The organism is Galbibacter pacificus, assembly GCF_029603165.1.
In the GTDB taxonomy this organism is placed as follows: domain Bacteria; phylum Bacteroidota; class Bacteroidia; order Flavobacteriales; family Flavobacteriaceae; genus Galbibacter; species Galbibacter pacificus.
The window spans coordinates 294,027-320,773 of sequence record NZ_JAQSVC010000004.1; the positions used below are offsets into that span (position 1 = coordinate 294,027).

Sequence of the window (26,747 nt, forward strand, 5' to 3'; positions counted from 1 at the left end):
TTTAAGTGTTTAATGACATTATGTATTTTTTTGGTGTGGTTCCGTACTTTTTCTTGAAAGCGGCAATAAAATGACTTGCGGTGCTATATCCTACGCGCAAACCGACTTCGTTTACATTAAGTTCGCCCGTTTCGAGCATTTTTCGCGCATATTCCATTTTATAATCAAACAAAAAACTATACACCGAATCTCCATAGACCTGCTTAAACCCTTCTTTTAATTTTTTTAAGTTTAACCCTATTTCATCCGACAGTTCTTGAAGCGAGGGCGGTTCAGCCATTCTGGAAATAACAATGTCTTTTGCCTTTCTAATGCGGCGGACATTGTCTTCGTCTATTAAAAACGGACATTGTTCTATATCGGCGTCTTCCGGTTTGTTGAAATAAAGGCTCAATAGCTCGTATATCTTCCCTTTTAAATAAAGCGGCTTTATGGACGGGTGCAGATTATAATTCATTATCTGGCTTAAAACCACAGACATCACCGGGGTTATTATGGCATTGTTGTAATATTTCTTATCTATGTTTTCTTCATTTAAAAAATGAATATAATCTGCTTCCGAAGAAAAAAGCGAGTGAAACTTCTTTATGGGTATCAATACGGAGATAAGCCAGGTTTTCGAGTTGAGCTCCAAATTGATGGGTAAATCCCGTTGTGGGTTGTAAAGTAGTAAAGCTTGGTCTTCTTTTAAGTCAATGGCATAATTTCCCTGGTTAAAATGAAAAATCGAACTTCCCTTTAAACAAAAGTGGAACTGGATAAAACTACTGTCAATTTGTTTGCTAATATGCTGAATGTCATTACCTTCATTTTGAATTTTCAACAAAGTCAGCCTATCTTCAATTATAATTTCTTCCATGAGCACTTACAGCGTTATTTTTTTATAAAATCAAGCACTTGTAATTTCAGTGTGTTATTTAGAATTGTTCTAAACAAAAAACCCGAAAAGGGTTTATTTTACTTCAAAAGTACATTATTTTAAGCTATAAAAGTCCAAAAAAACACTGTTTTTCTTGTAGCGACATAAAAAGTTCTTCTAGCGTTATTTTTTTACTTTTATAAAATATATTTTTGTCACCGATTTCAGAAAACACTGAATGGAAGCTTATAATATATCAAAACATAGTTCTTTCTACGCCATTGGCATTAGCTACAAAAAAGCCGATGCCGCCCTTAGGGGGAAATTCAGTTTGGACGAGACAGCAAAAAATGCACTTTTGGATCAAGCGAAGTCTGCCGGGATAGATGGCATTTTAGTAACCTCGACCTGCAACCGAACCGAAATATTTGGTTTTGCACAGCACCCGTTTCAACTTATTCAACTGCTTTGTGGCAATTCCAACGGTACCGTGGAAGAGTTTCAGAGCATTGGCTATGTATATAAAAACAACCATGCCATTTCTCATTTATTTAGGGTCGGGACCGGTTTGGACAGTCAGATTTTGGGCGATTTTGAAATTATCAGTCAGATAAAGCAAAGTTTCATAGCTTCAAAAGAAAAAGGGGTAACCAATCATTTTATGGAGCGTCTTTGCAACAGCGTAATACAGGCAAGCAAGCGCATTAAAAACGAAACCGAGATTTCATCGGGGGCAACTTCGGTTGCATTTGCTTCGGTACAATACATTTTGGCCAAAGTGCCCGATATTTCCAATAAAAACATTTTGCTTTTCGGAACGGGGAAAATAGGCCGGAATACCTGTGAAAATTTGGTAAAACATACCAAGAACGACCATATTGTCCTTATTAATAGGACCAAGGACAAAGCAGAGAAGGTTGCCGGGAAATTCAATTTAATAGTCAAGGAATACAGCAACCTTCCGGAAGAAATTAAAAAGAGCGACGTTCTTATCGTTGCAACGGGCGCCCAAAAGCCAACTATTTCAAAAGAACTTATTTACACTTCAAAAGATTTATTAATTTTAGACTTATCTATCCCCCAGAATGTCGATCTTAATGTGGAGGAGCACAAAAACGTTACCTTGGTACATTTGGATCAGCTGTCTAGAATTACGGACGATACTTTAAAACGCAGGGAAAAATTTATTCCGCAGGCTGAAGCAATCATCCAAGAGGTAGAAACCGATTTTAAACATTGGCTGGAAACGCGAAAGTTTGCCCCCACCATTAAAGCATTGAAAAAAAAGTTAAAAACATTAAAAGATGCCGAAATTGATTTTCAGCGTAAAAAAATAAGCGACTTTAATGACGAACAGGCAGAAATTATAAGTAACCGCATCATTCAAAAAATCACGACGCACTTCGCCAATCATTTAAAAGAAAGTTCAAACACCTCAGACGACAGCATCGAACTTATAAAAAAAGTGTTTCAATTAGAAACTTCAAAATGAATAAAGTAATAAAAATTGGAACTCGCGATAGCGAACTGGCGCTATGGCAGGCTAACCACGTAAAAGATTTATTAATCCGCAATGGCCATGAAGCAACGATTGTTCCTGTAAAATCAGACGGGGACCTTGTTCTGGACAAGCCCTTGCACGAATTGGGGATTACGGGCATTTTTACCAAAACCTTGGACGTTGCCATGCACAACGGCTTCATAGACATAGCCGTACACAGCATGAAAGATGTTCCAACGCAGTTGCCTTCGGGCATAGTAAAAGCTGCCGTACTGGAAAGAGCAAACACAAAAGACCTGCTGATACACAAAGAAAAACCTCAGGGGTTTGGCAAAAAAGCAACCATAGCCACCGGGAGCCTTAGGCGCAAAGCACAATGGCTTAACAGATACCCAAAACACACCATTGAAGATCTTAGGGGCAATGTAAATACACGTCTTCAAAAATTAAAGGACAATGCTTGGGACGGTGCGGTTTTTGCCGCAGCAGGTTTGGAACGGATTAACCTAAAACCCAAACATTATACCGAACTGGACTGGATGATCCCTGCCCCGGCACAAGGAGCCATGCTTGTGGTTGCCATGGAAAACGACAACTATTCCCGAAAAGCGCTGGAAAAGCTAAGCCATTACGAAACCGATATCTGCACGAGCATCGAAAGGGACTTTTTAAGGACTTTAGAAGGTGGCTGCACGGCACCTATAGGAGCATTGGCAACTATTGATATTGATTACATAAGCTTTCTTGGCGGTGTTTTCTCTTTGGACGGAAAACAAAAAGCAACCGTTGAAAAGAGAGTACTTATTGAACATTGCGAAGGTTTAGGTGCTTTATGTGCCAAAGAAATATTAAGTTTGGGTGGAGAAGAAATAATGAAAAAAATTAAAAAAGAATTAAGTGTGTGAGAAAAGTTAGTCCGCAACGGTTATTTTTTTTAATAATTGACTTTATTGTCATTAGTTTTCTCATTTTTGATTTTGGGTTTTTTATTTACGAAAAATTCAGGGCCCATAAACTCATTATCATAAGTGCATTAATATTAATCCTACTTGGCACCAATATATACCGTTATTTTATTTTAAAAGACAAAAGCCGAAAACTCCTTAGCCTAACCTATGTCAGCATTTTTTCGGCAGTGGTGCTTTTAAGCATAGGGGTGTATGTTTTTGCATCCCAACATATTTTGCAACAATACCTTTTTAAAATAAAACCGTTTTTAGAAGGGTCTCTGCTGCTCTACCTTATTTTAAGGCTTACCATTGTAATACGTTATTTGTACAGTATTTACTTTAACCCTGCAATTCTTTTTGCGGGAAGCTTTTTTATATTCGACCTCATAGGTGCCTTTTTATTAATGTTACCAAAGGCAACAACCGTTGGGGAATTGCATTTTATAGATGCCTTTTTTACCTCGACAAGTGCCGTGTGCGTTACCGGCTTGGCAGTAATGGATACTGCTACCGATTTTACCGTATTTGGGCATACCATAATATTGTTCCTTATACAACTGGGCGGTTTGGGAATATTAACCTTTACCTCTTTTTTTGCTTATTTCTTTAAAGGCGGTTCATCGTTTAAGGAAACGCTCTATGTAAAAGATTATGTTGCTTCTGAAACCTTAAAGGACACTTTAAAATTTGCCATGAACATTGTTGCCTTTACCTTTGCTTTAGAAGGTATAGGCGCTATTTTTATTTATTTTTCAATTGAAGACCTCTCTAAAATAGACAACCCCATCTTTTTTAGTATTTTTCATTCCATATCGGCATTTTGTAACGCTGGGTTTTCAACAGCTCCCGATGGGCTGTTTAACCAGGCATTGAGGTTTGACTATCCTTTTCAATGGGCCATTATGACACTTATTGTTTTTGGGGGCTTGGGTTACAATATCGTTTTTAATTTCTTTAGCTATTTAAAAACATACATTTTTAATTTGTTCAACCGCGAGCATAAAGCACAATTGGTAAGGCTGATTACCCTTAATTCTAAAATTGTAATGACAACAACCATGCTTTTGCTTATTTCGGGGTTTGTATTTTTCTATTTTAACGAAAGCAGCAATACACTTGTAGAACACAATTCTACCTTTGGAAAAATTACCGCCACTGCATTTCAATCGGTTACTCCAAGAACAGCAGGTTTTAACACAATAGATTATGCGCATTTAACCATGCCCTCTTTATTGTTTGTAATTTTGTTAATGTGGATAGGTGGCTCGCCAGCATCAACGGCCGGTGGTATAAAAACCACTACTTTTGCTTTGGCTACACTTAATATTTTTGCCATTGCCAGAAATAAAAAGCAAATAGAAATTGGAACCCGAAGTATTGATAATGCTACTTTAAACAGGGCCTTTGCCATTTTGTGCATTTCATTAATAACTATTGGTATTTCCATTTTATTGCTATTGTTTTTCGAACCCAAAAGAGACCTTATCTCGCTTGCATTCGAGTCTTTCTCTGCATATAGCACCGTTGGGCTCAGCTTAAATTTAACCCCCGTGCTGAGCTATCCCAGCAAGGTGGTAATAATTGTTGTAATGTTTATTGGGCGGATAGGAATGCTCAACATCCTTATAGGGGTTTTAAGACAAATGAACACTCAATTCTATGAGTATCCAAAAGAAAATATACTAATCAATTAAAAATTGGTATTATCATGAAAATAATAATCTTTGGTTTAGGAAATTTTGGGACTTCGCTCGCCATGAAACTTACCGAGTCGGGCAACGAAGTTATTGGCGTAGACCTAAAAATGGAAAAAGTCAATCTCTTAAAGGACAAAATCGCCCACGCCATCTGCCTTGACGCGACCAACGAGCTGGCATACGATTCGCTTCCTTTAAAAGATGCGCATATTGCCATTGTAGCCATTGGCGAAAATGAAGGGGCCGCAATTATTACCACGGCAATTTTAAAAGATAAAACCGAGGCAAAAATTATAAGCAGGTCCCTATCTCCTGTGCACGACACGGTGCTCAAGGCCATGGGCATTAAAAATATTATCCACCCCGAACAGGAAGCAGCAGCAAACCTTACGGGAAAAATCAACTTAAAGAACGTTCTGGACAATTTTAATCTGGACGACGAGTATTCCATTTCCGAAATTCAGGCGAAAGATTCTTTTGAAGACAAAACACTTCAAGAACTGGACTTCAGAAAAAAATACAACCTCAACGTGGTTACCATTATACGCCCTTGCAACAAAAAGAACTTCTTGGGCAACAAAATCAAAAAAAAGGAAGTTATAGGTTTGCCCGACAACAACACACGTATTCAAAAAAATGATCTTTTAATAGTTTTTGGAAGAAACGAAGACATTTCCAATTTTGGAGAAGAAATTTCTAAATGATAAAAAGGATTGTAAGAAATGATTGAAATTTTAAGTACGAAACGACTTAGCGTTACACAAAAAAATATTTTAGAAGAAGCAGCCATTCAATGTATTGAAAAAGATTTTATTGAAATAGCCCCGATATCATTTAAGACTCCCGAAACCATTGAAAATGCAATCTTTACCAGTAAAAATGCAGTAAATGCAATTCTGGACCGTTCCATAAAAATAAAAAATTGCTTTTGTGTAGGCGATAAAACCGAAGCCCTGCTTAAACACCATGATTTCAATGTAGTTGAAAAAGCATATCAAGCTGGGGCACTGGCAAACAAAATTGTGGCAAAACACCCGGACAAGGATTTTTACCTGTTTTGCGGCAACCTCCGCAGGGAAGAATTGCCAAAAATGCTTCGGAAAAACAATATTAAGCTCAACGAAATTCAGGTATACAAAACCAGGCTTACTTCTAAAAACATGATTCGTCAATATGATGGGATTTTATTTTTTAGCCCCAGTGCCGTAGAAAGCTATGCACAGCGGAATTTATTTGAAGACACCACCGTTTTCTGCCTTGGAAAAACCACTGAGGCTGAAGCCAGAAAACACACCAACAATATCATTACCGCCAACAGGACCACTATTGAAAATGTGCTTGTTCAGGTAATCAAGCATTTTAAAGAACATTAAGCTTCCTGCAAGGTTTCCAAAAAACCTTGTAGGTGTAAAAAACAAAACGTTGGGATTCAACAAAAACTCAACCTTGTAGAAAAATAAAAACATGATAAAAAACGACCTTTTTTTAAAAGCCCTGAAAGGAGAAACCGTGCAAAGGCCCCCGGTTTGGATGATGCGCCAAGCAGGAAGGTATTTGCCCGAATTTATGGCGTTGAAAGACAAATACGATTTTTTTACCCGCTGCCGAACACCAGAGTTGGCCGCCGAAATTACCGTACAACCCATTCGTATTGTTAAGCCCGATGCGGCTATTTTATTTTCAGATATTTTGGTCATTCCACAGGCCATGAACATTGAAGTGGAAATGAAACCCGGCCTGGGGCCATGGTTGCCAAATCCAATCCGGATAGCCAAAGACGTCGATCAGGTAATTGTTCCCGATATCAATGAAGAACTGGGCTACGTTATGGATGCCATTAAGCTTACCAAAGAAATGTTGAACAACGAAGTTCCGCTAATTGGTTTTGCCGGTTCCCCATGGACCATTCTTTGTTATGCGGTTGAAGGAAAAGGCTCAAAAAGTTTTGATACTGCCAAGGGTTTTTGCTTTTCGCAACCCGAAGCTGCCCATGCTTTGCTCCAAAAAATAACCGACACTACTATTCTTTACCTTAAAGAAAAAGTGAAAAACGGGGTTAATGCCGTTCAGATTTTCGATTCTTGGGGCGGAATGCTTTCTCCTGTTGATTATCAAGAGTTTTCCTGGAAATACATCTACCAAATCGTAGAGGCCTTGGCCGGTGAAACCGAAGTAATTGTATTTGGAAAAGGCTGCTGGTTTGCTTTAAATGATATGGCAAAAAGTAAAGCTTCTGCTTTGGGCATAGATTGGACATGCTCGCCTAAAAACGCACGGTATTTAACCGGCGGGAATATCACTTTACAGGGGAATTTCGACCCATCCCGATTGCTATCACCCATTCCGACCATTAAGAAAATGGTACACGAAATGATCGATGCCTTTGGGAAAGATAAATATGTCGTGAATCTGGGGCACGGAATTTTACCAAATATTCCCGTAGACCATGCCAAAGCCTTTATCGAAGCGGTCAAAGAATACGAACACAAATAAAATGAATCTCGGACGCATCATAAAGTCGCTTTCATGGAAACAGCTTATTAAGTTGGTTTCTTTTGCATTAATGCGGCCTATTTTTTTTTACTGTTTTGTAAAAGCCACTAAGCAATGCATAGGCATGTCTACCAGCTATTTTGGCAAGACACACCATAAAAACAACAAAGCCAATGCATACAGGCATGCACTGTGGAACATGTTAATTGCCTATCGTTCAACCAAAGCAGGAAAGAGCCTTTCCAAGGCATTGGATTGGGCAAAAACCATAACCGATTGGCATGAATCGGCTTTTGCGAATAAAGACTTAGAGAAAGCAATGGACTTGCACAACAATAAAATGGGACGCATTTGGTTTGAAAAAATATATCGGCAAAACAATGTTTTATCGACTACAGACCTTCATCATAAGTTGATGAAAGAGCTTGATCTGAGCGAAAAAGTTTCAACCGTCAATTCCTCAGCATTTGTTTTAAAAACCTTAGTTTATATTAATAATTGTATAGATGTATTCACGTTTGAAAATTATCAGTTTAAAATGGATGATCAAGGGTTCATTCCTTTATCCGAATTTGCCGACCTATTATTCGAGAATGATGTTGTAAGCCTTGCCCGAATTGTCACCGAACAACCTGACGATGTCCTGTTCAAGAAAAAAAATGTAAAGCATAACATCCGCTTTAAAAAAGTAGAAATTCCACCAGAACCTATGTTTCCGGACATAACGCATAGAATAGCATGCCAAGGTGGCATCCACAAAGATTCCTTTGCTGATTATACTGAAATTATGCGATCGCTTCAAAAGCAATCCAGTGAATGGTTTGAAAAATTTGTAGACGATTATAATGAAGAAGTAAAAAAACGATTTCCAAAAAGATAATTCTTAAAAACACATCCCATTTTCAACATGCATAAGCTCATCATTTTTATACTATTATTTTCCGTTGTTAAAGGATTCGGTCAAGAACTGGAATTCAATCCTAAAAAAGATCATCCTTATTCCTTTGAAACCGAATTTCTTATTTTAAAAGAATCCGTTATTGAACTAGCGCTTAAAACAGATATCGAAGCCACTTTCTTAAAGGATGATGCAAGTTTCAATATGAAGGTCAACAGGTTTCAATTGAATTCTATGGGGTTTAACATCGACAGCAGAAACCCTAAAAGTTTGGGAAGGGATAGCACAAAAATTCGACAATTAACATCCAAACCATTTATCTTTCAGATTGATGAAGGAACTATGAAACTGGTAAGCCATAAAAATATGGAGAATGCTAATAAAGTACAAGATATCTTAAAAGAATTGGGGAAGTATTGCAATCCCACTTACAATAAACTATACAAAGACATTGTTTTAAAAAAAGGATATTCTTGGAGTACAACCGATTCAATTTCAAGTAAATTACTCGATGCCAAAGCACAACCCGTAACGTTTCACTATACAGTTGAAAACATCAATAGGAAAGAAGCCATCATATACGGAAAGAGTACTTTGGAAGAAAAACACGGCACCATCTATATGGCCGTAAAATATATTTTGGACAAGAAAACAGGAATACCTCTTTACACCAAGTATATATCGTATGGTGACGACGTAATCACCTTAATGATAAACAAGGCCGAAAATTATGAAGCCCCAAACATGTATGATGAATACATGGCAATAGAACCTGCCCTGAATTATCTCAGCTATATGAAATATAGCAACTTAGGCTTTGACCCTATAACATATACTTATAAGAAAAACCCTTTGACAACCGATAAAGAAAAACTCGAAAAAATTATCGGGCAATCTTTAGATAGCTTAACCATTGATAGTCCCGGTCTCAGCAATATGTATTTTCTTTCCGGATATAGAAACAAAAATGCAGCTGTTTTAGATTCTCTTTTAACCGGAACATATGCAGAGGTAAATGCTATTCGTTTTATAGATAAAAATGGAGAAACCATGGATATAAAGCCCAATACCAATATAAAATACTACACACCAATGTATATGGGGCCTTATCATCCAGGTTTGTACCAAAAGGAAAAAGAAAGTATGGTAGCAAAAGTCGAACTGGATATTACCACAAATAGCCCCACCAAAAGGAAAACCGTTCATCTAACATCCTCCGTAGAAGAGAATGCCGATTACCATTTTAAATTATCTGATAGTACGGCCATTATAAGCTTTAAAAACTACCTCAATATTGATTATAAGTCCTTTAGATTTTATGACAAGGATGGCAACGAGCTAACTGCTGAGTGGGTTCCTAATTACATGAATGAAAGTTTTATCGTAAGCCATGACGCTTTTACACAAAAATTCATTGAGCAAGTGCCGGGCGAAAAGAAGATTCTATACAGTATGAAATTCATTGTGAAAAATGCCATAAAAATGACATTCGATATTCTTACTGGGGATATAAAATTCAGGTACAAAAAAACAATTTCCAAGAAACACTCATAAAAAATGCCGGTTAGGATCATTGAAAAATACGACAGACAATTTGAATATGCTGGTATTTTAATGAATGCATTTATTGTATACCAATTTTTGCAACTCTGGTTTTTCCCACGACTCAACCAAGCAGAAAAAATCTATTCCATGTCGTCGTTAATGGCCTTTGAGTTTGTGTTGGTACATTCGGGTGTTTTTATGGCATTGATGCCCAAAAAATGGTCGCTTATCGTCTTTGTCCCCTTTTACGGTCTTTTTGCTTATGCTTTTAATAAATCGATGCCCAATAACGTTATTTTAATTACCTATATGTTTGTAATTTTAAACAGAATGCGTTTTGCCTTTTTTAATGTCGATAAAAAATTAAAAGACCGAACTATTCTTTTTTCTATTATTGCCCTTATTGCCTATTTTGTATTACTATTTATAGTAGCCTTTAGCTCAAAAATACTTCCCCCTTTTGGACTTACAAACGAATTTTTAAACACATCGGGGTACAACGAGCTTAAAAACAGCTCGGGAGGCTCGGGAGGTTTGTTTTTAGATGCCCCACAAACAGGATTACTTATGGGGGTTTTATACTACAGCGTGCTCACCATTATTGAAGCCAAATTAATTTCATATAAAAAATGAAATCAACATGAAAGAAAAGTTTTATCAATACATACAAAACCTGCAAGACACCATTACGTCCAAACTGGAAGCAATTGATGGGAAAGCCTCTTTTCAACAAGACCTTTGGGAACGTGCCGAAGGCGGTGGGGGAAGAACGCGGGTTATAGAAAACGGCAACGTTTTTGAAAAAGGCGGCGTAAATATCTCGGCTGTTCACGGTCCACTTGCCCCGGCCATGCAAAAATATTTTAATATGAATGATTGCGATTTTTTTGCCTGCGGACTGAGTTTGGTGCTACACCCCAAAAATCCATTTGTCCCGACCGTTCATGCCAATTGGCGTTATTTTGAAATGTATAATAAAAAAGGAGAAGTCATCGATAATTGGTTTGGCGGTGGTCAAGATTTAACCCCATATTATTTATTTGAAGAAGATGCCAAACACTTCCATCAAGTATGCAAAATAGCCTGCAATAAGCACGATGCAGCTTTTTACCCCGATTTTAAACAGAAATGCGACAACTATTTCTGGAATGCTCACCGAAATGAAGCCCGCGGAATTGGCGGCTTGTTTTTTGATTACTGCAAAGCTGAAAACGGCAAGAATATGGAAGATTGGTACAATTTTGTAACCGAAGTTGGCAATAGCTTTTTAGAGGCATATGTTCCTATTGTTGAAAAAAGAAAGGATATCCCTTTTTCAGATGAAAACAGAAATTGGCAGGAAATACGCCGTGGACGTTATGTAGAGTTTAATTTGGTGCACGACAAAGGCACCTTGTTCGGGCTCAAAACCAATGGCCGTATTGAGAGTATTTTAATGAGCCTGCCGCCACATGTACAATGGGTTTACGACCATCATCCGGAAAAGGGAAGTGAGGAAGAAAAATTGGTCAATGCACTAAAACAACCAAGGAAATGGGTATAAAAAAGGAACTTTTTATTTGTTTTGTTTTTGCGGGTTCTTATTGTTTTGCGCAAGTAGACAGTACGGCAAGCACTAACTATATTCAAAAATATCACGATAAAATTGCCCTAAAACTATTGTTTATCAATGCCCCAAACAATTTCTTTTTCACCGATGAAAACGACGATATAAAATACAACATTATCCCCAATAAAAAAGAACGAATCGCTCTAAATGTACAATACCGTGCAATTGAATTTGGCGTGGGCATCTCCCCTAACTTTCTGCCCGGAAATGACCCGGACAGCAATGCCGAAATCTATAACCTTAATTTCAGGAGCTTTTACAAAGGCTGGGTCTGTAACTTAAGCTTTTATCATCAAAAAGGATTCGACATTAGCTATGATGGTACCCGAACAGAAGCTCCAAAATTTGAAACCAATAAAATTGGTGGCTCTATTGCCTATTCCTTCAACGAAAACTTCTCGTACAGGGCAACCATCGGGCAACGCGAATGGCAACGTAAAAATGCCGGGAGCTTTATGCCGAGTGTATATTGGTTTTATACAAACTTTGTTATGGAATCCAGCGGGTTCGACAATAATAACGGTGCCTTTAATATAGCCTTGGCACCTTCATATTTTTACAATTATGTAATAGGTAAAAATATTTTACTCACTGCGGGCACTTCTGCGGGATTTGGTTTAAATTACAACAATTTTGGCGATGAAACATCCATAAAACCCTTGTATGAGTTTGCCCTTAATGCAGGCGTAAGCTTTAATTACAACCGCTTTTTTTATGGCGTACAGGGCAATGTTATTTTTTTAAAACAAAAACTGAACAACTATATGCGTTTAAGCGATAATATTACCTATGTAAATGTGCATGTAGGCTATCGCTTTCCGGCCCCCAAGGCACTTACCAAAACAGCAGACAAAATCAACGAAAAACTTAACTTACCTAAAGAAGATTAAATTAAAACTAGTAAATTCAACAATTATGTATCCGCTAAAAAGAAACAGACGCTTAAGAAGCAATGAATCCATTAGGAACCTAGTTCAAGAAACTGTTATTACCCCTAACGATTTTTTGGTGCCGCTTTTTGTGGTTGAAGGAAAAAACACAAAAGAAGAAATAGCTTCCATGCCCAATTATTACCGGTTTAGTCTGGATTTACTTGAAAAGGAAGTAAAAGAATTATGGCAACTTGGGTTAAAATCGGTGTTATTGTTTGTAAAAGTACCCGAAAACTTAAAAGACAATAAAGGCACCGAAGCCCTGAATCCAAACGGATTGATGCAACGCGCCATCAAAACCGTAAAAAATGCCGTTCCAGACATCCTGGTAATGACCGATGTTGCATTAGACCCCTACTCTGCTTATGGGCACGACGGTATTGTGGAAAATGGCGAAATTTTAAACGATGCCTCTGCCGAGGTACTGGCAAAAATGGCACTTTCGCACGCTCAGGCCGGCGCCAATTTTGTGGCTCCAAGCGATATGATGGACGGAAGGATCTTAACCATGCGGCAAACACTGGAAAACGAAAGCTTTTACAATACTGGAATAATGAGTTATAGTGCCAAATATGCATCCGCTTTTTATGGTCCGTTTCGCGATGCCTTAGATTCGGCTCCCGTAGACGCAAAAGATATTCCAAAAGATAAAAAAACCTATCAAATGGACCCCTCTAACCGGACAGAAGCCATAAAAGAAACCCAGATGGACATAGATGAAGGCGCCGATATTGTAATGATAAAACCGGGCTTATGCTATTTAGATATTGTACGCGACCTAAAAAATGCTTTTCAAGTGCCCATTGCCGTATATCAGGTAAGTGGCGAATATGCTATGATTAAAGCAGCGGCCGAAAAAGGATGGCTCAATCACGATGCGGTTGTTTTAGAACAAACCATGGCCATAAAAAGAGCCGGTGCCGACATTATTGCTTCCTATTTTGCCAAAGATGTAGTGAAATTAATCTCGTAAAAACCCAAACAATACGTCATATCGAACAGATGTGAGATATCTCATTTTACTTGATATGATGGGCTTCATTTAAAAAAAACATTTTGCCAAAAAATTTCTGGTTAAAATCGTTATTTTTAATAACAAATAAAATGTGATGGATATTCAGGCGGAAAAAACAGAATTGGTTAAAATGCTTTTGGATACTGAAAATCCGAAAATAATTGAATCAATTAAAAAAATCTTCAAAAAAGCAAATATAACGGACTTTTGGGATGATTTATCTATTGAACAACGTAAAGAAATTGAAAAAGCTTCTCGTGAAATAGAAAACGGAGAAGTAACGGATTACAATTCTTTTATGCAAAAACACAGATAATTTGAATAGAAAAGTTGTTATTTCGAAAACAGCCGAAAGGAAATTAGATAAACTTTTCGAGTATTTAATTAAAGAATGGCCTGTTAAAGTAAAAAGAGGTTTTTGAAAAATTAGATTCATCGATAAAAATAATAAAAACCAGCCCGAAATATTTCCTGAGTCTAAAAAAGGTAAAGGTTTGAGAAAATGTGTAATCACAAAACAAACGACTCTATACTATCGATATAATTCCAAGCGAATCAATATTGTTACGGTCTTTGACACAAGACAAAATCCGTATAAACTAGATAAAGAAATATAAAAAACGAAAGACGAACAACGTGTCCTATAGTTCATTGCTTCTGATTTTCCTATCGGAAATTTCTCGTAAATTTGCTATCTTCAGTTTACGGCGGAAAAATCCTCGCAGATTTTCCGCAACAAGCCATACACAAAACCGATGTATTTTACATTGTAATTTATTCAAAGTCTAAATGAAAAAACTGATTTTTATTACCCTTGCCCTATTTTCTTTTATAATGAAAGCACAGGATACACCCATAACAGCATTTTTAGAAAAATGGAACAATTCGAAAGATTACCTGTTAAAAATTGCCGAAATAATGCCCGAGGAAAATTATACTTTCAAACCTACCGAAAGGGAAATGACCTTTGAGGAACAATTACTTCATATAAAACAGAACATGGATTGGCTGGGGAATGCCTATTTTAATGCCCCAAAAATTGATGCTCACAAAAAATACGCCAATAAAGAAGCCTTGATTAATGCCTTGATTGCCTCTTTCAACAATATATATAATGCAATCGAAAAAACACGGGAAACCGACCTAAAACAAAAAGTCGATTTCTTTGCCGGCGAAAAAACCAAACTACAAACCCTTAACTTATTGCAGGATCACGTAACGCATCACCGGGGTCAACTTATTATTTACCTTAACCTTAACAACATCGAGCCTCCAAAGTATATAGGTTGGTAAAATGCCGCTTACAATTAAACTAAAACGGCCGTACTAAAACCGTTTCTTGGTTCTTAACAGATATATACTTAAATTAGCCATAAATCACTCGTATGGGATTACTTATTTTTTTTGCCCTTATTTCTATATTTTTCTCTTTTTTGTGCTCTGTTTTAGAGGCTGTTTTTTTGAGTGTAACCCCAACATACATAAATGTTAAAAAGCAAGAGGGAAAAGCTTATGCCTTTACGTTGGAAAAATTAAAGCACGATGTCGATAAACCGCTTATCGCTATTTTAACCATCAATACCATTGCACATACGGTTGGAGCTATTTTGGTAGGTGTTCAGGCCGAAAAACTTCCTTATGACATCAATATCTATGGCGTCAACTTTGTTGGTATTGTTTCGGCTATTATGACTTTTTTAATTTTGGTACTTTCCGAAATTATCCCAAAAACCATCGGGGCAACCTACTGGAGACAATTGACCAATTTTACCTCCAAGACCTTAACCATTATGATTTTTGTATTGAAATGGACAGGCATTATCTGGGTGCTTCAACTTACCACCAAAGTAGTTGGCGGAAAAGATGCACACGGCTCGGTCTTTAGCAGGGAAGATTTTACGGCCATGGCCGATATTGCTCATGAAGAAGGCGTTTTTAAGGAGTCTGAATCGACCATGATTAAAAACCTGATGCGCTTTGACCAAATTCTGGCCAAAGATATCATGACCCCCCGAACAGTGATGAAAGCCGCTTCGGAAGACACTTCCATCGAAACGTTCTTTGAAAAGAATCCCAAGCTACGCTTTTCCCGTATTCCCGTTTATAAAAACAATGTAGACAATATTACCGGGTTTGTTTTAAAAGATCAGGTCTTGGAAGCCATGATCGATGGGTCGGGAAAAGAAAAACTCAGCACACTCCGACGCGATATTTTAGTTACAAAACGAAGTATTCCGTTACCGGAACTGTTTCAAAAATTTATAAGAAATCAAGATCATATTGCCTTGGTTGTTGATGAATATGGCTCCATAAGTGGCTTGGTTACCATGGAGGACATTATTGAAACCATGCTCGGACTGGAAATTGTGGACGAAAGCGACAATGTAGAAGACCTACAGCTATTGGCACGCCGAAACTGGCAAATACGTGCCGAACGTATGGGTATTTTTGAAAAACCTATTGAAGAAGGAAAACAAGATGATACAGGCAATAGTTAATACTCCCTTGGGAAAGACCAAAATTACCGGAGATACTGCCGGGGTTTCCTCCATTACCGTATTAAATGATGAAGCACAAACTTCAAAAACCATCCCTGCTGAATTAAAAAATGCCGTTGAGCAACTTTTGGCCTATTTTGAAGGAACATTAAAAGATTTTGATTTTCCACTCGCTCCAAAAGGCACCGAATTCCAACAAAAAGTATGGAGCGCCTTACTGGAAATTCCTTACGGAAAAACCATCAGTTACCTAGAACTGTCCAAAAAGTTAGGCGATGTAAAAGCCATTCGCGCGGTGGCCGCCGCCAATGGTAAAAACCCGTTATGGATTGTTGTTCCTTGCCATCGTGTAATTGGTAGTGACGGTTCGCTTACGGGCTATGCCGGTGGCTTATGGCGTAAAAAATGGCTTTTGGAGCACGAAAACCCATCGGCACAGCAATCTTTGTTTTAATAGAAATATTACTATATTTAGCTTAATTTCATCAAAATTTAATGAAACTAGTCGTCAAAACTTTTAGAGCTATGCTCTTTATCGTTGGAATAGGGTTGATTTCCTTGTATATTTTTGGGTATGCCTACTTGATAAAGGCCGTTCGTGTAACCTATTTAACAGGACATTCTACTGCTTTTATAGACGATTACAGCTATTTCGACAATGAAATCATTCAGAAAGGGAATAATCCGCAACCGTGGCCGGAAGCAACTTCATATAAAAACTCTTTGTCCGAAAATCTTGACAAGCTTCATCAAGAATACGGAACGGCTGCATTTCTTATTATAAAAAACGACACTATTTTAAGGGAAAAATATTATGATGATTACGACCAAGATAGCCAAACCAACTCATTTTCCATGGCAAAAACCCTGGTGGTTTCATTAATGCAAAAAGCCATTCAGGAGGGCTATATAAAAAGTCTAGATCAGCCTGCAACCGATTTTTTTGAAGAATTTAATACCGATTTAGGTAAAAAAATGACTGTTGGCGACCTTGCGTCCATGGCTAGCGGCCTTAATTGGGACGAAGCCTATTACAGCCCGTTTTCCATTACAACCCGTGCCTATTTTGATGACGACCTTGCTAAAATAATTTTAGGTCTAAAAGTAGTGGACGAGCCCGGTAAATCGTTTAATTATTTAAGCGGCAATACCCAATTATTGGCCATGGTCATTGAAAAGGCAACCGGGCAAACGCTTTCAAATTATTTATCACGAAGCTTTTGGCAACCCATGGGCGCCACCAATATGGCATTTTGGCAATTGGACAGTAAAGAGCACGGTCATGCAAAAGCTTATTGTTGTATTGCCGCCACAGCCAGGGATTTTGCCCGTTTTGGCAAACTATATAAAAACAATGGGAAATGGAACGGGAAACAACTGTTGGATTCAACTTTTGTGACAAAAGCTACAAAACCAAGATTTCAAGACGGCCCCATGTACGGTTATGGGCTTTGGCTTTTACATTATAAGGAAAAGGACTTTTTTATGCTCCGCGGACATTTGGGGCAATACGTAATTGTACAACCGGAAGACAATTTCATCATTGTTAGGTTGGGAGACAGGACCTCAAATAACAACATAAATTCTTTCAGCAAGGATATATATCAATATATTGACGAATCGTATAAAATTCTTAACGATGCTACATAAAATAAGTCTTGAAAACATTCTTTTTCTAGATATTGAAACGGTTCCCCAACACAAAGAATACCACGAACTGGACGATGATAAAAAAATGCTTTGGGAACAGAAAACACAGTACCAGCGCAAAGATGAGTTTACTGCCGGTGAGTTTTATGACCGTGCCGGGATTTGGGCCGAATTTGGTATAATTATATGCATTTCGGTAGGCTATTTTACTTTTAAAGGCAACAAACGCAACTTCCGGGTAACTTCTTTTCACGGAGAAGAACGTCAAATTTTAACCGACTTTAAATCGCTTTTGGAAACACATTACCAAGAGCCCTACAAACTACTTTGTGGACATAATGCCAAAGAATTCGATTTTCCTTTTATTGCCAGACGGATGATTATTAATGGAATAAAATTACCTTCAAAATTGAACCTTTTTGGTAAAAAACCATGGGAAATACCCCATTTGGACACCATGGATTTATGGAAATTCGGCGATTATAAACACTATACTTCATTAAAACTTTTAACCAATATTCTTAACATCCCATCGCCAAAAGACGATATTGATGGGAGCATGGTAAAACACGTTTTTTATATTGAAAATGATATCGACCGAATTATTACGTATTGTGAAAAAGATGTTATTGCCGTAGCTCAAATATTTTTGCGCCTACGTGGAAACGCCCTTTTGGATGAACAGGAAATTCTACATGTCTAGATCGGCCATATTCATGCAGATCAAATAGGTTGATGCCCTTATTGCTTTAAAAACTTCGCTCCGGTCATTTTTCCATTTTCCTGAACAGCTACAATATAAAGTCCCGCTGGGAAATTAGATACATCTATTTGCTTTTTATAACCATTTCCTTGGTCCACCAACGTTCCGGCGGCATTAAAAATCTGATAATCGCCATTGGTTTCTGTAAGCCCGTTTATGGTTATGTTGTTTATCGTTGGGTTAGGGTATACGTTTATTCTTTTAATATCATTTTTAGTAGCAAGCAGCTCGCTTTGCTCCATTGCGGCAAGTTTGTCTAAAGAACTAACTCTATTTGCGGTGTTAGCATAACCCTTAATACTTACATTATCTATATAAACACTGGTGGTTTCATTGTAAATTTGTGTTTCAATCTTTATTTGGGTATTTTCAGAAAATTTAACCTCTTTGTTGTCTATAGACAATGTTGCTCTATAAAAATAACCGTCCTCTACTTCTTTATTAACAACATATGTTTCTATTTCGTTCCAACCGGTCCCGTTATTGTAATACACCACCACTTTGTCATTGTTCTTTGTAGCAGTAGCCAGCAAATAAAAATCGACCGTAATTTTTTCGTAAGGCAGTATATTCATTTTAGGAGTTTGAATAGCAGCAATTCCCGTTTCCCTGCTGCTGGCCGCAATAGATTTATCCAAGGCATATTTACCCTTGCTTGCTCCCCAAATTCCTGCTGCTCTCCATGTCCCGATTCCGTTTTCAAAATTGTTGAATGCAATTTCATCGGAAAGGCTTTCTTCCGAAAGGGTGTTTATAGCCAAAGCCGTACTTTTTTCTGAAGCGTTCCCGGCCTCATCAATCGCTATTATTTCTATTTTATAAGAAGTATCTGCCTGTAACCCGCTAACCGAAATAGTATTGTTTGATGTTTCCTGTATTTTAATATCATCTATATAAACTTCATATTTAACTGTAGCAACATTATCATCAGACTTTGCCCATTGTAGGTTAAAAGAAGTTTGTGTCAAGGCAGAAACAGCTATACTTACAGGCTTGCTAGGCGCCTCATCATCTAGAAGTTTGGTTTTAAAGCTTTTAAGCAAACTATATTCAGATTCGGCCAACTCAGAGCAAAGGGTTCTTACTTTCCAGTCGTAAACCGTGTTTTGCGACAATGACTCGAGTTTGTAATTATTTTCGGTAACCAAAGCAGTATTCCAGTTTACGGCTGTACTTTTGTTGTTGGTATGCTCACGGTAAGCAATTTCGTATATGGCATCGGTTACATGTTCCCATTCTATGGTAGCAGAATTTTCGTTTATTGCAGAAGTTGTTAAATCTTGAGGGATATCAAGTACACAATCACTTCCTTTTGTTCCGGTAACAACCAAGGAAAAATCTTGAGATGCAGTTACCAAATTACCATTGTGGGTTACCGTTATTGTGTAGGAACCCGATGCATTGGGGATTTCTATTTTTTCAAATGGATCTACATTGTTCACCCCTTTTTGAGCCGCGTTGTTTACATTTGATGCCGATAACTTCCATGGATAATACACAACATCTTCTTCCCCTTCTTTAGTAATTGCAATATCAAGGTCGTTTACCAATACTGCGGTTTGGTCGTTTAATTTTCCTTCATTTTTATTGGCATTTGCAGGATCTGTCCAGGAAATGGAAGCCATTAAATCCTGTCCTTCTTCTGCATTAACCGTAAAGGTGTACACGCCTCCGTTTTTTATATTTTCTTCTTTTATTACCGATTCAAACCCGGCTTTTGAAATTGTTTGGGCCGCTTTTTTTGTGTTGATAATTCCCCAACCAAATTTATAATCGGGACCGGGAAAATCACCTGCTTCGTCGGCAGTATGCAAAGCCAACCCCTTAAGCGTGGCTGCTTTCATGAAATTTCCATGCGTTTCTTTGTAATATTGCTGAAGTAATAATAATGCTCCGGTAACGCCGGGAGCCGCCATAGAAGTTCCAGATTGCGATAAATAGCTTGTGTCGTTATCATTATAAGCCGAATATACATCGACACCCTCTCCGGTAATGTCCGGTTTGATCCTTCCGTCGTCGGTAGGACCGAAATTACTAAACGATGCTATTTCGGCATTCAATAAATTACCTTCGTCATCCAAAATTATTTTATCGGCCGCCGCAACCGTCAATCCATTTTTGGCAACGGCATATCCCAATAAAAGATCATATGCGTCGCTGGCCGTACCCACTATTGGAGTTTCGTTGTATTGATATTGCTGTGTATTTCCAGCGGCAGTTACCATTAAATAATAGGGGGCATTGTACATAATCTCATCCCAATCTTGAGCTTGATAAATGTATGCACCAAAATACCAATCTGGAATTGTTTTGGCACTAATCCCGTATGAGTGGTTTGACAATAACATTCCGTTTGCGGCGGCTTCTGCTACTTCGGCTTCATCGTTAGACCAATCAAAAGTAACACCTTCAGCATTAAAGGCCACTCCTTTTGCCTTGGTGTCTACCCCCGCTGCCAAAATGGTTCCCAAAACATGGGTAGCATGGCCGCTCGACCTTTTGGAATTATCTCCCGACTGAACCCGGCCCGTAAATTCCTGATGTGTCATTAAGGCATTTCCACTATCCCAAACCCCAACATACATTCCTAAACCGTCTACATCCAAGTGAAGGGCACCTGTTTGATATAAAGAATTAGACCTAGACGAAGTCACAACATTATCGTTGTGTGTAGAAAAATATATTGGCGCTCCGTCTGGTCCAATTTTTTCCAACTCCATAAAACCTCCGTTGGGAAGTCTCTTAGAGATTTCCCACCCTTTAGATAATGCTATTCTATGTGCTTCTTGACGGTGTAACAAAGCGCGCTTTTTTAATCTTGAGGAAATCGACTTAAGGACTTTGCTCTGCACTTCATTTACATGGAAATCTCTTCTAAATTGCTGTTGCGCTATTGTAGTTTGAATACTAAAAAAAAGAATAACTGTAAGCACAGCTGAAATGGTCGGGTTAGTTTTAATACTTTTCATAGTAATTGCGATTTGGTATTTCTAAAGTAAGAGTAATTCCAAATCTACCCGATTAAATGCACGATTTATTCGATGAACTGCATATAGTTTTTCGATGAACTGCATAAAAAAGCGATATTTGAAAATATATTACTACTTTTTATGTAGTATTTTTCTGTATGTAAAAGTGTATTTCATCGATGTTTTTTGCATTTAAAAGGAAAAATAGCCTGTAAGTAGTAAAAATCAAGATTTACATACTGATGAATTTCCAAAAATTCCCACAATTATTTTTCCTTCAGTAAAATATAAACAGGAAAGTGGTCGCTGTAGCCTCCCAAATATTTTTTCCCGACATACGTCCTAAAGGGAAATCCTTTGTATTTTTCGTTCCATTCTTCTAAAAAATGTACATCGAGGATATCGGCTTTCAGAAATTTCAAATTGTTGTTCGATACGTCAAAAAAATTGGTAGAGATCATAATCTGGTCAAAAAGATTCCAGTTTGCCTTATGTGTTAAGCTTCCTCTTTCAAGAGGAATTAACAGGGTTTCCATTGGGTTATACAAATCTGGCTGAAGCAAATGCTCTTTAATGCTTGGGGAATTAGGGTCGTCGTTAAAATCGCCCATAATGATAAGTCTAGGATTTTCTTCCTCTTTTTTTATTTGACCTATTCGTGCCGTTACCCTATTGGCTGCGGTTATTCTTTTATACGAAGTTTCTTCGGCTCCTTGTCGCCTGGACGGCCAATGATTAACAAAAATATGAACCCTCTCGTTGTTTAACTTGCCAACAACGTACAAAATATCCCTAGTACGGTCTCTTATATGGCCCTTGTCGTAAACCAAAAGCGGAATGGGCTCCGCATCGATAAACTCAAAGTATTCCTTTCTGTATAGCAGCGCAGTATCTATTCCCCTTTCGTCAGGCGAATTAAAATGGGCAAAATTATAATTATGCTTAACTAGCGGACCGGCGTTAACAAGGTCGTTAAGTACCTTTTTGTTTTCAACTTCGGCAAGCCCGATTACCACAGGCGGGGCTTCGTTGCTTTCCTTGCCAATTTTGGAAATGGCCATTGCAAGTTTATGAATTTTATTTTCATAACGCTCTTTGGTCCAATTAAGTCGGCCGTCTTCGGTAAAATCATCATCCAAAATGTGCGGATCGTTCAGGGTATCAAAAAGATTTTCTAAATTGTAAAAAGCGATGGTATGCAAATTGTTCTCGTTCATGTTATAAAAATAAAAAAATCATTTATGTACCTTTGCAACATACTTATATTTTATGCTAGAAAAGAAGACATTAGAACTTGAAAAAGTGGTGCTCGTTGGTATCATTAACCAAGAGCAGGATGAGGAAAAGTCGAAAGAATATTTAGATGAGCTGGAGTTCTTAGCGTATACCGCCGGTGGGGAGGTAGGTGCCCGCTTTACTCAAAAAATAGATATTCCAAATCCCAAGACCTTTATTGGTTCGGGGAAAATAGAAGACATAAAACATTATGTTGATGAAAATGATATTGGCACGGTTATTTTTGATGATGAACTTACGCCTGCACAACAAAAGAACATTGAAAAAATACTGAAAGCCAAAATACTGGACCGAACCAGTTTAATTCTCGATATTTTCGCACAGCGTGCACAAACCAGTTATGCCAGGACACAAGTAGAACTGGCCCAATACCAATATTTATTGCCCCGATTAGCCGGGCTTTGGACCCACTTGGAGCGCCAGCGCGGAGGTATTGGAATGCGTGGGCCGGGGGAAACTGAAATTGAAACGGACAGGCGTATTGTTCGCGACCGCATTGCCCTGCTTAAAAAGAAGCTTGAAAAAATAGACAAGCAAATGGAAACACAGCGCGGCAACCGTGGCGCATTGGTACGTGTGGCATTAATAGGGTATACCAATGTTGGAAAATCTACGCTGATGAACGTTATTAGCAAAAGCGATGTTTTTGCAGAAAACAAGTTGTTTGCCACGCTGGACACCACCGTAAGGAAAGTAGTTATTGGTAATTTGCCTTTTTTATTAAGCGATACCGTTGGTTTTATAAGAAAACTGCCTACCCAGTTGGTAGAATCGTTTAAAAGTACTTTGGATGAAGTCCGTGAAGCCGACCTGCTTCTGCATGTGGTAGATATTTCCCACCCCAATTTTGAGGAACATATTACTTCTGTAAATCAGGTTTTAGACGAAATAAAAAGTGCCGATAAGCCAACAATCATGGTTTTCAATAAAATAGACAACTATGAGCATCAAACCATTGATGAGGATGATTTGGTGACAGAAAAAACTACCAAACACTTCACTTTAGAAGAATGGAAAAACACTTGGATGAACAGAATGGGCGACACTATTTTATTCATCTCGGCGCTCAACAAAGAAAATCTAGAAGAATTTAGAAAGAAAGTTTATGAGGAAGTGCGTAAAATACACATTACACGTTTTCCTTACAACAACTTTTTATACCCCGAATACGAAGAGGGGTTTTAATAAATTAAAGCCCGAAGTTCTATTAACTTCGGGCTTTTAAATAGCTTGGAATAAGTTAAGCTTCTATCTTAAAATCCTACATTTACCCCCAAACCAAATACTTCACGTACCTGCAATGCACTTACCGCATTATCATCGTAAACCAATTGCAAGTTAAGGTTTGTAGAAAGGTATTCGTTAATCTTCATAACCACATTCATGGTATAATCCATATCTACATTTTGAGGGTCTTCCAAATAGTTGGAATACAAGTTTAAAATGTTTTCAACCGAGACGTTTTCCATCAAATTAAATTTATAATATCCCGAGGCATAAAAACCCAATTCGTATCTTGTTTTATCGCCTGGATCAATACCATAAGCCGAAAGTGCATTTACATTGTCTGCCCCACTATGCTGTACAAAAGTATCCAGCTCGTCATCATAAACCCAAAGGTCATCGCTTATAAATGTTATTTTAGACGTGGCAGGTGCCAAATTGAACTTAAGGTTTTCGTTTTTCTTCCATTGCAAACCGGGGCCAAACGTCAAATATCCAGGGTTGAACAATCCAGATGTATGAAAATCGGCATCTGGATCATTACTGTAATCAAATCCATTGGTAAATTGTGTCCTTAGATTTAAAAAAAACGAATAACTCCAGTTTCCAAAAGCTTCCTTTCCCACAATGGAGTTAAATTCAAATCGGTCGTCGGTTTTACGTGTTCCTTGGTCTTTTGTATTATTCAAACCATAAGAGGCAATTACTTTGTTGTCCCAGGACCATTCACCCCTTAAATAATTAAAGTCGTAATTAACTCCCAAGGTTGCCGATATGTTATTATCCCCCCCGGAAACCCAATTACTAAACGCTGATTGATTTAACAAAAATGTAAATGTCCCGCCTTTGGTCCACCCTTCTTTTGGTGCTTCTTCTTCGGTTGCATCCTGCGCATAGCTGTACGTTGCGCTAAACAATAAAGCCCCAATTACTAATAATTTTTTCATTGAATTCTTTTTAAGTTAACTGGTTATACATAAAATTGATGTAAAAATAATACATATAGTAGATACAGAAGGGTTTTGTGTGTATTATTTTCTCTTATATAAAGGAACGGATGAACATGCTTCACCATACATGACGCTTTTGGCAATTGGTAAAAGTTTGTTCGTTATCATAATATATGCATTTTGCGGTACTGGTTTTTTTGAACATCCTTTTATTATTACGGGTTTATCTTTATAAAAAGAAACATCTATGTCTTTAATTATATCTTGATAAATAGACGACTCCAATTGTTCTAACGTTCCAATAATGACTTTATTGGCATAAGGCGATACATAAGTTGTTATCAACATAAAGGCCCATGCCGGTATAATAGCATCGGTTGAGCAGGTCAGGGCAATATAGGTGCCTTGAAATTGCTCCCAATCATGGTTTTTGGCCTTTTCACGAAAATCCTTTTCTTTTAACAGAAACCCTTCCAAAAGCCAATCTTTGATATCGAAAAGCACGCGCTCTCCTTCTGGATAATAATCTTCCAGATTGAAGGTTTCCAGTTTACTTTGTGCGACTCTGTTTACAATTTCTTCCTGCATCAATTATTTATCATTTTCGGCTAAACAATACTTACCAAAAGTATCGATATGCGTTATTAATTCTTTATTCTGAATTTTATTATAAGACACAATATTAAATTTAAGGTAGAATTAAGTCATCTATTGCCGCTTCTATTCTTATTAAACATTGTAGGAAACATTTCCTTTTAGGGCTATGTCAACATCTGATGAAGCCCTGTAATTTCCTGTGGCCCGTGAACCAAAAACAAGGGTTTTGTTTATGTTGTTGTTTTTATGTAAAGTCCCGGAAAACTTCTCGACCGTGCTCATTTTCAAACCGTATTTGTGTTTAACTTCATGCATCCTTTTCAATTAACTCGGTCTTTTTTTGGTCAAAAGTCATTAATACCGGACTGTATTTTTTTAGAATGTTTTATAACAACCCAAGTTCCAGTTTTGCTTCTTCGCTCATTAATTCTTGGCTCCATGGCGGATCGAAAGTAATTTCAACCTCGGCATCCTTTACATCATCAATTGTTTTTATTTTTTCTTCGACCTCGACGGGAAGAGTTTCGGCTACGGGACAATTGGGCGTTGTAAGCGTCATTAATATTTTAACTTCCTGGTCTTCGTTTACAAAAACATCGTAAATCAACCCGAGTTCGTATATGTCCACGGGAATTTCCGGGTCGTATATGGTTTTAAGGACTTTTACAATTTTTTCTCCCAGTTCTGTTGTATCTATGGTTTCACTCATTGGTTTCTAATTTAATTGTGTTTGGTATGCCACCGCATACAGTTTTAATTGCTTTATCATACTTACCAAACCATTGGCTCGTGTGGGCGATAAATGCTCTTTTAAGCCTATTTCGTCTATAAAATCGGTGTTGGCTTCCATGATGTCTTTTGGTCGTTGGTTAGAAAATGCCCTTACTAATATAGCGATAATTCCTTTGGTAATAATGGCATCACTATCTGCTGTGAACACCAACTTATCATTGACCAGTTCTGCATGTACCCATACTTTGCTTTGACAGCCTTTAATGATGTTGTCTTCGGTTTTATATTGATCTTCAATGAGGGGTAACGATTTTCCGAGTTCAATCATATACTCATAACGCTGCATCCAGTCATCGAACATGGAAAACTCGTCTACAATCTCATTTTGAATTTCTTGAATTGTCATATGTTTAATTTTTTTTGCAATGGCTAAATGTGCGTAAAAATGTTGCCCATGGGTAACCACTGCGTTCTCACATGAATTTATTTTTCAACAAAAATACAACAAGAATATGGGCTATTCAACTGTTTTTCTATATGTTATTACAGGGTTTATTGCTAGCTGTGCT

At 37.7% G+C, this 26,747-nt stretch carries 27 protein-coding genes; 19 read left to right on the top strand and 8 right to left on the bottom strand.

What is annotated here, in order from left to right; translation table 11 throughout:
* Nucleotide 1: 1 nt before the first annotated feature.
* Nucleotides 2–859, bottom strand: coding sequence for an AraC family transcriptional regulator (locus PSF86_RS12665; protein ID WP_277900449.1), 858 nt, complete (start codon nucleotides 857–859; stop codon nucleotides 2–4).
* Between the two features lie 238 nt (nucleotides 860–1,097).
* Here PSF86_RS12665 and hemA point away from each other — a divergent pair, with 238 nt between their 5' ends.
* The 18 genes from hemA (at nucleotide 1,098) to PSF86_RS12760 (ending at nucleotide 18,350) form a co-directional block, all read left to right on the top strand.
* Nucleotides 1,098–2,351 carry a glutamyl-tRNA reductase gene (hemA, locus tag PSF86_RS12670; RefSeq protein WP_277900450.1) on the top strand — a complete coding sequence of 418 codons (1,254 nt, stop codon included), beginning with the start codon at nucleotides 1,098–1,100 and terminating at the stop codon, nucleotides 2,349–2,351.
* On the top strand, nucleotides 2,348–3,265 hold the full coding sequence (gene hemC, locus PSF86_RS12675) for a hydroxymethylbilane synthase (RefSeq protein ID WP_277900451.1): 918 nt from the start codon (nucleotides 2,348–2,350) through the stop codon (nucleotides 3,263–3,265). The genes hemA and hemC overlap by 4 nt, the downstream gene beginning before the upstream one ends.
* A complete protein-coding gene (locus PSF86_RS12680; RefSeq protein ID WP_277900452.1) occupies nucleotides 3,262–5,004 on the top strand; it encodes a TrkH family potassium uptake protein in 1,743 nt (580 codons plus the stop codon). Before hemC ends, PSF86_RS12680 begins: the two co-directional genes overlap by 4 nt.
* Before the next feature lie 14 nt (nucleotides 5,005–5,018).
* Nucleotides 5,019–5,711: a potassium channel family protein gene (locus PSF86_RS12685; RefSeq protein WP_277900453.1), complete on the top strand. Its 693-nt coding sequence runs from the start codon at nucleotides 5,019–5,021 to the stop codon at nucleotides 5,709–5,711.
* Nucleotides 5,712–5,729: 18 nt separating this feature from the next.
* The gene (locus PSF86_RS12690) at nucleotides 5,730–6,380 is read left to right on the top strand and encodes a uroporphyrinogen-III synthase (RefSeq protein ID WP_277900454.1); all 651 of its coding nucleotides are present in this window, start codon (nucleotides 5,730–5,732) and stop codon (nucleotides 6,378–6,380) included.
* A gap of 91 nt (nucleotides 6,381–6,471) precedes the next feature.
* Entirely contained in the window at nucleotides 6,472–7,500 is a 1,029-nt protein-coding gene (hemE, locus tag PSF86_RS12695; RefSeq protein WP_277900455.1) for a uroporphyrinogen decarboxylase, read from the top strand.
* Nucleotides 7,501–7,570: 70 nt separating this feature from the next.
* Nucleotides 7,571–8,380: a DUF6973 domain-containing protein gene (locus PSF86_RS12700; RefSeq protein WP_407933335.1), complete on the top strand. Its 810-nt coding sequence runs from the start codon at nucleotides 7,571–7,573 to the stop codon at nucleotides 8,378–8,380.
* 27 nt (nucleotides 8,381–8,407) lie between these two features.
* Entirely contained in the window at nucleotides 8,408–9,952 is a 1,545-nt protein-coding gene (locus PSF86_RS12705; RefSeq protein ID WP_277900457.1) for a hypothetical protein, read from the top strand.
* A gap of 3 nt (nucleotides 9,953–9,955) precedes the next feature.
* Entirely contained in the window at nucleotides 9,956–10,576 is a 621-nt protein-coding gene (locus PSF86_RS12710; protein WP_277900458.1) for a hypothetical protein, read from the top strand.
* A gap of 7 nt (nucleotides 10,577–10,583) precedes the next feature.
* Nucleotides 10,584–11,486, top strand: a complete 903-nt coding sequence (gene hemF / locus PSF86_RS12715) for an oxygen-dependent coproporphyrinogen oxidase (protein WP_277900459.1) — start codon at nucleotides 10,584–10,586, stop codon at nucleotides 11,484–11,486.
* Entirely contained in the window at nucleotides 11,477–12,442 is a 966-nt protein-coding gene (locus PSF86_RS12720; protein ID WP_277900460.1) for a DUF4421 family protein, read from the top strand. Before hemF ends, PSF86_RS12720 begins: the two co-directional genes overlap by 10 nt.
* A gap of 25 nt (nucleotides 12,443–12,467) precedes the next feature.
* Nucleotides 12,468–13,457, top strand: coding sequence for a porphobilinogen synthase (hemB, locus tag PSF86_RS12725; protein WP_277900461.1), 990 nt, complete (start codon nucleotides 12,468–12,470; stop codon nucleotides 13,455–13,457).
* Between the two features lie 136 nt (nucleotides 13,458–13,593).
* Nucleotides 13,594–13,815 carry a hypothetical protein gene (locus tag PSF86_RS12730; protein ID WP_277900462.1) on the top strand — a complete coding sequence of 74 codons (222 nt, stop codon included), beginning with the start codon at nucleotides 13,594–13,596 and terminating at the stop codon, nucleotides 13,813–13,815.
* A gap of 473 nt (nucleotides 13,816–14,288) precedes the next feature.
* The gene (locus tag PSF86_RS12740; protein WP_277900463.1) at nucleotides 14,289–14,792 is read left to right on the top strand and encodes a DinB family protein; all 504 of its coding nucleotides are present in this window, start codon (nucleotides 14,289–14,291) and stop codon (nucleotides 14,790–14,792) included.
* A 92-nt stretch (nucleotides 14,793–14,884) separates the two neighbouring features.
* Nucleotides 14,885–15,997, top strand: a complete 1,113-nt coding sequence (locus PSF86_RS12745) for a hemolysin family protein (protein ID WP_277900464.1) — start codon at nucleotides 14,885–14,887, stop codon at nucleotides 15,995–15,997.
* On the top strand, nucleotides 15,978–16,451 hold the full coding sequence (locus PSF86_RS12750) for a methylated-DNA--[protein]-cysteine S-methyltransferase (protein WP_277900465.1): 474 nt from the start codon (nucleotides 15,978–15,980) through the stop codon (nucleotides 16,449–16,451). The genes PSF86_RS12745 and PSF86_RS12750 overlap by 20 nt, the downstream gene beginning before the upstream one ends.
* Nucleotides 16,452–16,522: 71 nt before the next feature.
* Nucleotides 16,523–17,647 carry a serine hydrolase domain-containing protein gene (locus PSF86_RS12755; protein ID WP_277900466.1) on the top strand — a complete coding sequence of 375 codons (1,125 nt, stop codon included), beginning with the start codon at nucleotides 16,523–16,525 and terminating at the stop codon, nucleotides 17,645–17,647.
* A complete protein-coding gene (locus PSF86_RS12760; protein WP_277900467.1) occupies nucleotides 17,637–18,350 on the top strand; it encodes a 3'-5' exonuclease in 714 nt (237 codons plus the stop codon). Before PSF86_RS12755 ends, PSF86_RS12760 begins: the two co-directional genes overlap by 11 nt.
* A 38-nt stretch (nucleotides 18,351–18,388) precedes the next feature.
* On the opposite strand, the gene PSF86_RS12765 is transcribed toward PSF86_RS12760, so the two are convergent.
* Both PSF86_RS12765 and PSF86_RS12770 read right to left on the bottom strand, forming a co-directional pair.
* Complete coding sequence (locus tag PSF86_RS12765) at nucleotides 18,389–21,379, bottom strand: S8 family serine peptidase (RefSeq protein ID WP_277900468.1); 2,991 nt, start codon at nucleotides 21,377–21,379, stop codon at nucleotides 18,389–18,391.
* 266 nt (nucleotides 21,380–21,645) lie between these two features.
* A complete protein-coding gene (locus PSF86_RS12770; RefSeq protein WP_277900469.1) occupies nucleotides 21,646–22,596 on the bottom strand; it encodes an endonuclease/exonuclease/phosphatase family protein in 951 nt (316 codons plus the stop codon).
* A 52-nt stretch (nucleotides 22,597–22,648) separates the two neighbouring features.
* On the opposite strand from PSF86_RS12770, the gene hflX reads away from it, so the two are divergent.
* A complete protein-coding gene (gene hflX, locus PSF86_RS12775) occupies nucleotides 22,649–23,860 on the top strand; it encodes a GTPase HflX (RefSeq protein WP_277900470.1) in 1,212 nt (403 codons plus the stop codon).
* Between the two features lie 68 nt (nucleotides 23,861–23,928).
* Here the strand turns inward: hflX and PSF86_RS12780 are convergent, their stop codons facing one another.
* The 5 genes from PSF86_RS12780 to PSF86_RS12800 all read right to left on the bottom strand — a co-directional run bounded on the left by PSF86_RS12780 (nucleotide 23,929) and on the right by PSF86_RS12800 (nucleotide 26,584).
* On the bottom strand, nucleotides 23,929–24,846 hold the full coding sequence (locus PSF86_RS12780) for a DUF3078 domain-containing protein (protein WP_277900471.1): 918 nt from the start codon (nucleotides 24,844–24,846) through the stop codon (nucleotides 23,929–23,931).
* An 84-nt stretch (nucleotides 24,847–24,930) separates the two neighbouring features.
* Nucleotides 24,931–25,437 carry a DUF2480 family protein gene (locus PSF86_RS12785; RefSeq protein WP_277900472.1) on the bottom strand — a complete coding sequence of 169 codons (507 nt, stop codon included), beginning with the start codon at nucleotides 25,435–25,437 and terminating at the stop codon, nucleotides 24,931–24,933.
* Between the two features lie 141 nt (nucleotides 25,438–25,578).
* On the bottom strand, nucleotides 25,579–25,761 hold the full coding sequence (locus PSF86_RS12790; protein WP_277900578.1) for a nucleotidyltransferase domain-containing protein: 183 nt from the start codon (nucleotides 25,759–25,761) through the stop codon (nucleotides 25,579–25,581).
* 70 nt (nucleotides 25,762–25,831) lie between these two features.
* On the bottom strand, nucleotides 25,832–26,155 hold the full coding sequence (locus PSF86_RS12795; RefSeq protein ID WP_277900473.1) for an SUF system Fe-S cluster assembly protein: 324 nt from the start codon (nucleotides 26,153–26,155) through the stop codon (nucleotides 25,832–25,834).
* Nucleotides 26,156–26,161: 6 nt separating this feature from the next.
* Nucleotides 26,162–26,584 (bottom strand): SufE family protein, encoded by a 423-nt coding sequence (locus tag PSF86_RS12800; protein WP_277900474.1) that lies wholly within the window; start codon nucleotides 26,582–26,584, stop codon nucleotides 26,162–26,164.
* Nucleotides 26,585–26,747: the final 163 nt, after the last annotated feature.

Coding starts and splice junctions, on each gene's coding strand:
- PSF86_RS12720 (WP_277900460.1), top strand. CDS start 11,477: ATGGGTATAAAAAAGGAACTTTTTATTTGTTTTGTTTTTGCGGGTTCT.
- PSF86_RS12745 (WP_277900464.1), top strand. CDS start 14,885: ATGGGATTACTTATTTTTTTTGCCCTTATTTCTATATTTTTCTCTTTT.
- PSF86_RS12700 (WP_407933335.1), top strand. CDS start 7,571: ATGCGGCCTATTTTTTTTTACTGTTTTGTAAAAGCCACTAAGCAATGC.
- hemE (WP_277900455.1), top strand. CDS start 6,472: ATGATAAAAAACGACCTTTTTTTAAAAGCCCTGAAAGGAGAAACCGTG.
- hemF (WP_277900459.1), top strand. CDS start 10,584: ATGAAAGAAAAGTTTTATCAATACATACAAAACCTGCAAGACACCATT.
- hemA (WP_277900450.1), top strand. CDS start 1,098: ATGGAAGCTTATAATATATCAAAACATAGTTCTTTCTACGCCATTGGC.
- PSF86_RS12785 (WP_277900472.1), bottom strand. CDS start 25,437: ATGCAGGAAGAAATTGTAAACAGAGTCGCACAAAGTAAACTGGAAACC.
- PSF86_RS12705 (WP_277900457.1), top strand. CDS start 8,408: ATGCATAAGCTCATCATTTTTATACTATTATTTTCCGTTGTTAAAGGA.
- PSF86_RS12790 (WP_277900578.1), bottom strand. CDS start 25,761: ATGCATGAAGTTAAACACAAATACGGTTTGAAAATGAGCACGGTCGAG.
- PSF86_RS12770 (WP_277900469.1), bottom strand. CDS start 22,596: ATGAACGAGAACAATTTGCATACCATCGCTTTTTACAATTTAGAAAAT.
- PSF86_RS12800 (WP_277900474.1), bottom strand. CDS start 26,584: ATGACAATTCAAGAAATTCAAAATGAGATTGTAGACGAGTTTTCCATG.
- PSF86_RS12665 (WP_277900449.1), bottom strand. CDS start 859: ATGGAAGAAATTATAATTGAAGATAGGCTGACTTTGTTGAAAATTCAA.
- PSF86_RS12685 (WP_277900453.1), top strand. CDS start 5,019: ATGAAAATAATAATCTTTGGTTTAGGAAATTTTGGGACTTCGCTCGCC.
- hemB (WP_277900461.1), top strand. CDS start 12,468: ATGTATCCGCTAAAAAGAAACAGACGCTTAAGAAGCAATGAATCCATT.
- PSF86_RS12760 (WP_277900467.1), top strand. CDS start 17,637: ATGCTACATAAAATAAGTCTTGAAAACATTCTTTTTCTAGATATTGAA.
- hemC (WP_277900451.1), top strand. CDS start 2,348: ATGAATAAAGTAATAAAAATTGGAACTCGCGATAGCGAACTGGCGCTA.
- PSF86_RS12750 (WP_277900465.1), top strand. CDS start 15,978: ATGATACAGGCAATAGTTAATACTCCCTTGGGAAAGACCAAAATTACC.
- PSF86_RS12795 (WP_277900473.1), bottom strand. CDS start 26,155: ATGAGTGAAACCATAGATACAACAGAACTGGGAGAAAAAATTGTAAAA.
- PSF86_RS12690 (WP_277900454.1), top strand. CDS start 5,730: ATGATTGAAATTTTAAGTACGAAACGACTTAGCGTTACACAAAAAAAT.
- PSF86_RS12765 (WP_277900468.1), bottom strand. CDS start 21,379: ATGAAAAGTATTAAAACTAACCCGACCATTTCAGCTGTGCTTACAGTT.
- PSF86_RS12710 (WP_277900458.1), top strand. CDS start 9,956: ATGCCGGTTAGGATCATTGAAAAATACGACAGACAATTTGAATATGCT.
- PSF86_RS12740 (WP_277900463.1), top strand. CDS start 14,289: ATGAAAAAACTGATTTTTATTACCCTTGCCCTATTTTCTTTTATAATG.
- PSF86_RS12755 (WP_277900466.1), top strand. CDS start 16,523: ATGCTCTTTATCGTTGGAATAGGGTTGATTTCCTTGTATATTTTTGGG.
- PSF86_RS12730 (WP_277900462.1), top strand. CDS start 13,594: ATGGATATTCAGGCGGAAAAAACAGAATTGGTTAAAATGCTTTTGGAT.
- hflX (WP_277900470.1), top strand. CDS start 22,649: ATGCTAGAAAAGAAGACATTAGAACTTGAAAAAGTGGTGCTCGTTGGT.
- PSF86_RS12780 (WP_277900471.1), bottom strand. CDS start 24,846: ATGAAAAAATTATTAGTAATTGGGGCTTTATTGTTTAGCGCAACGTAC.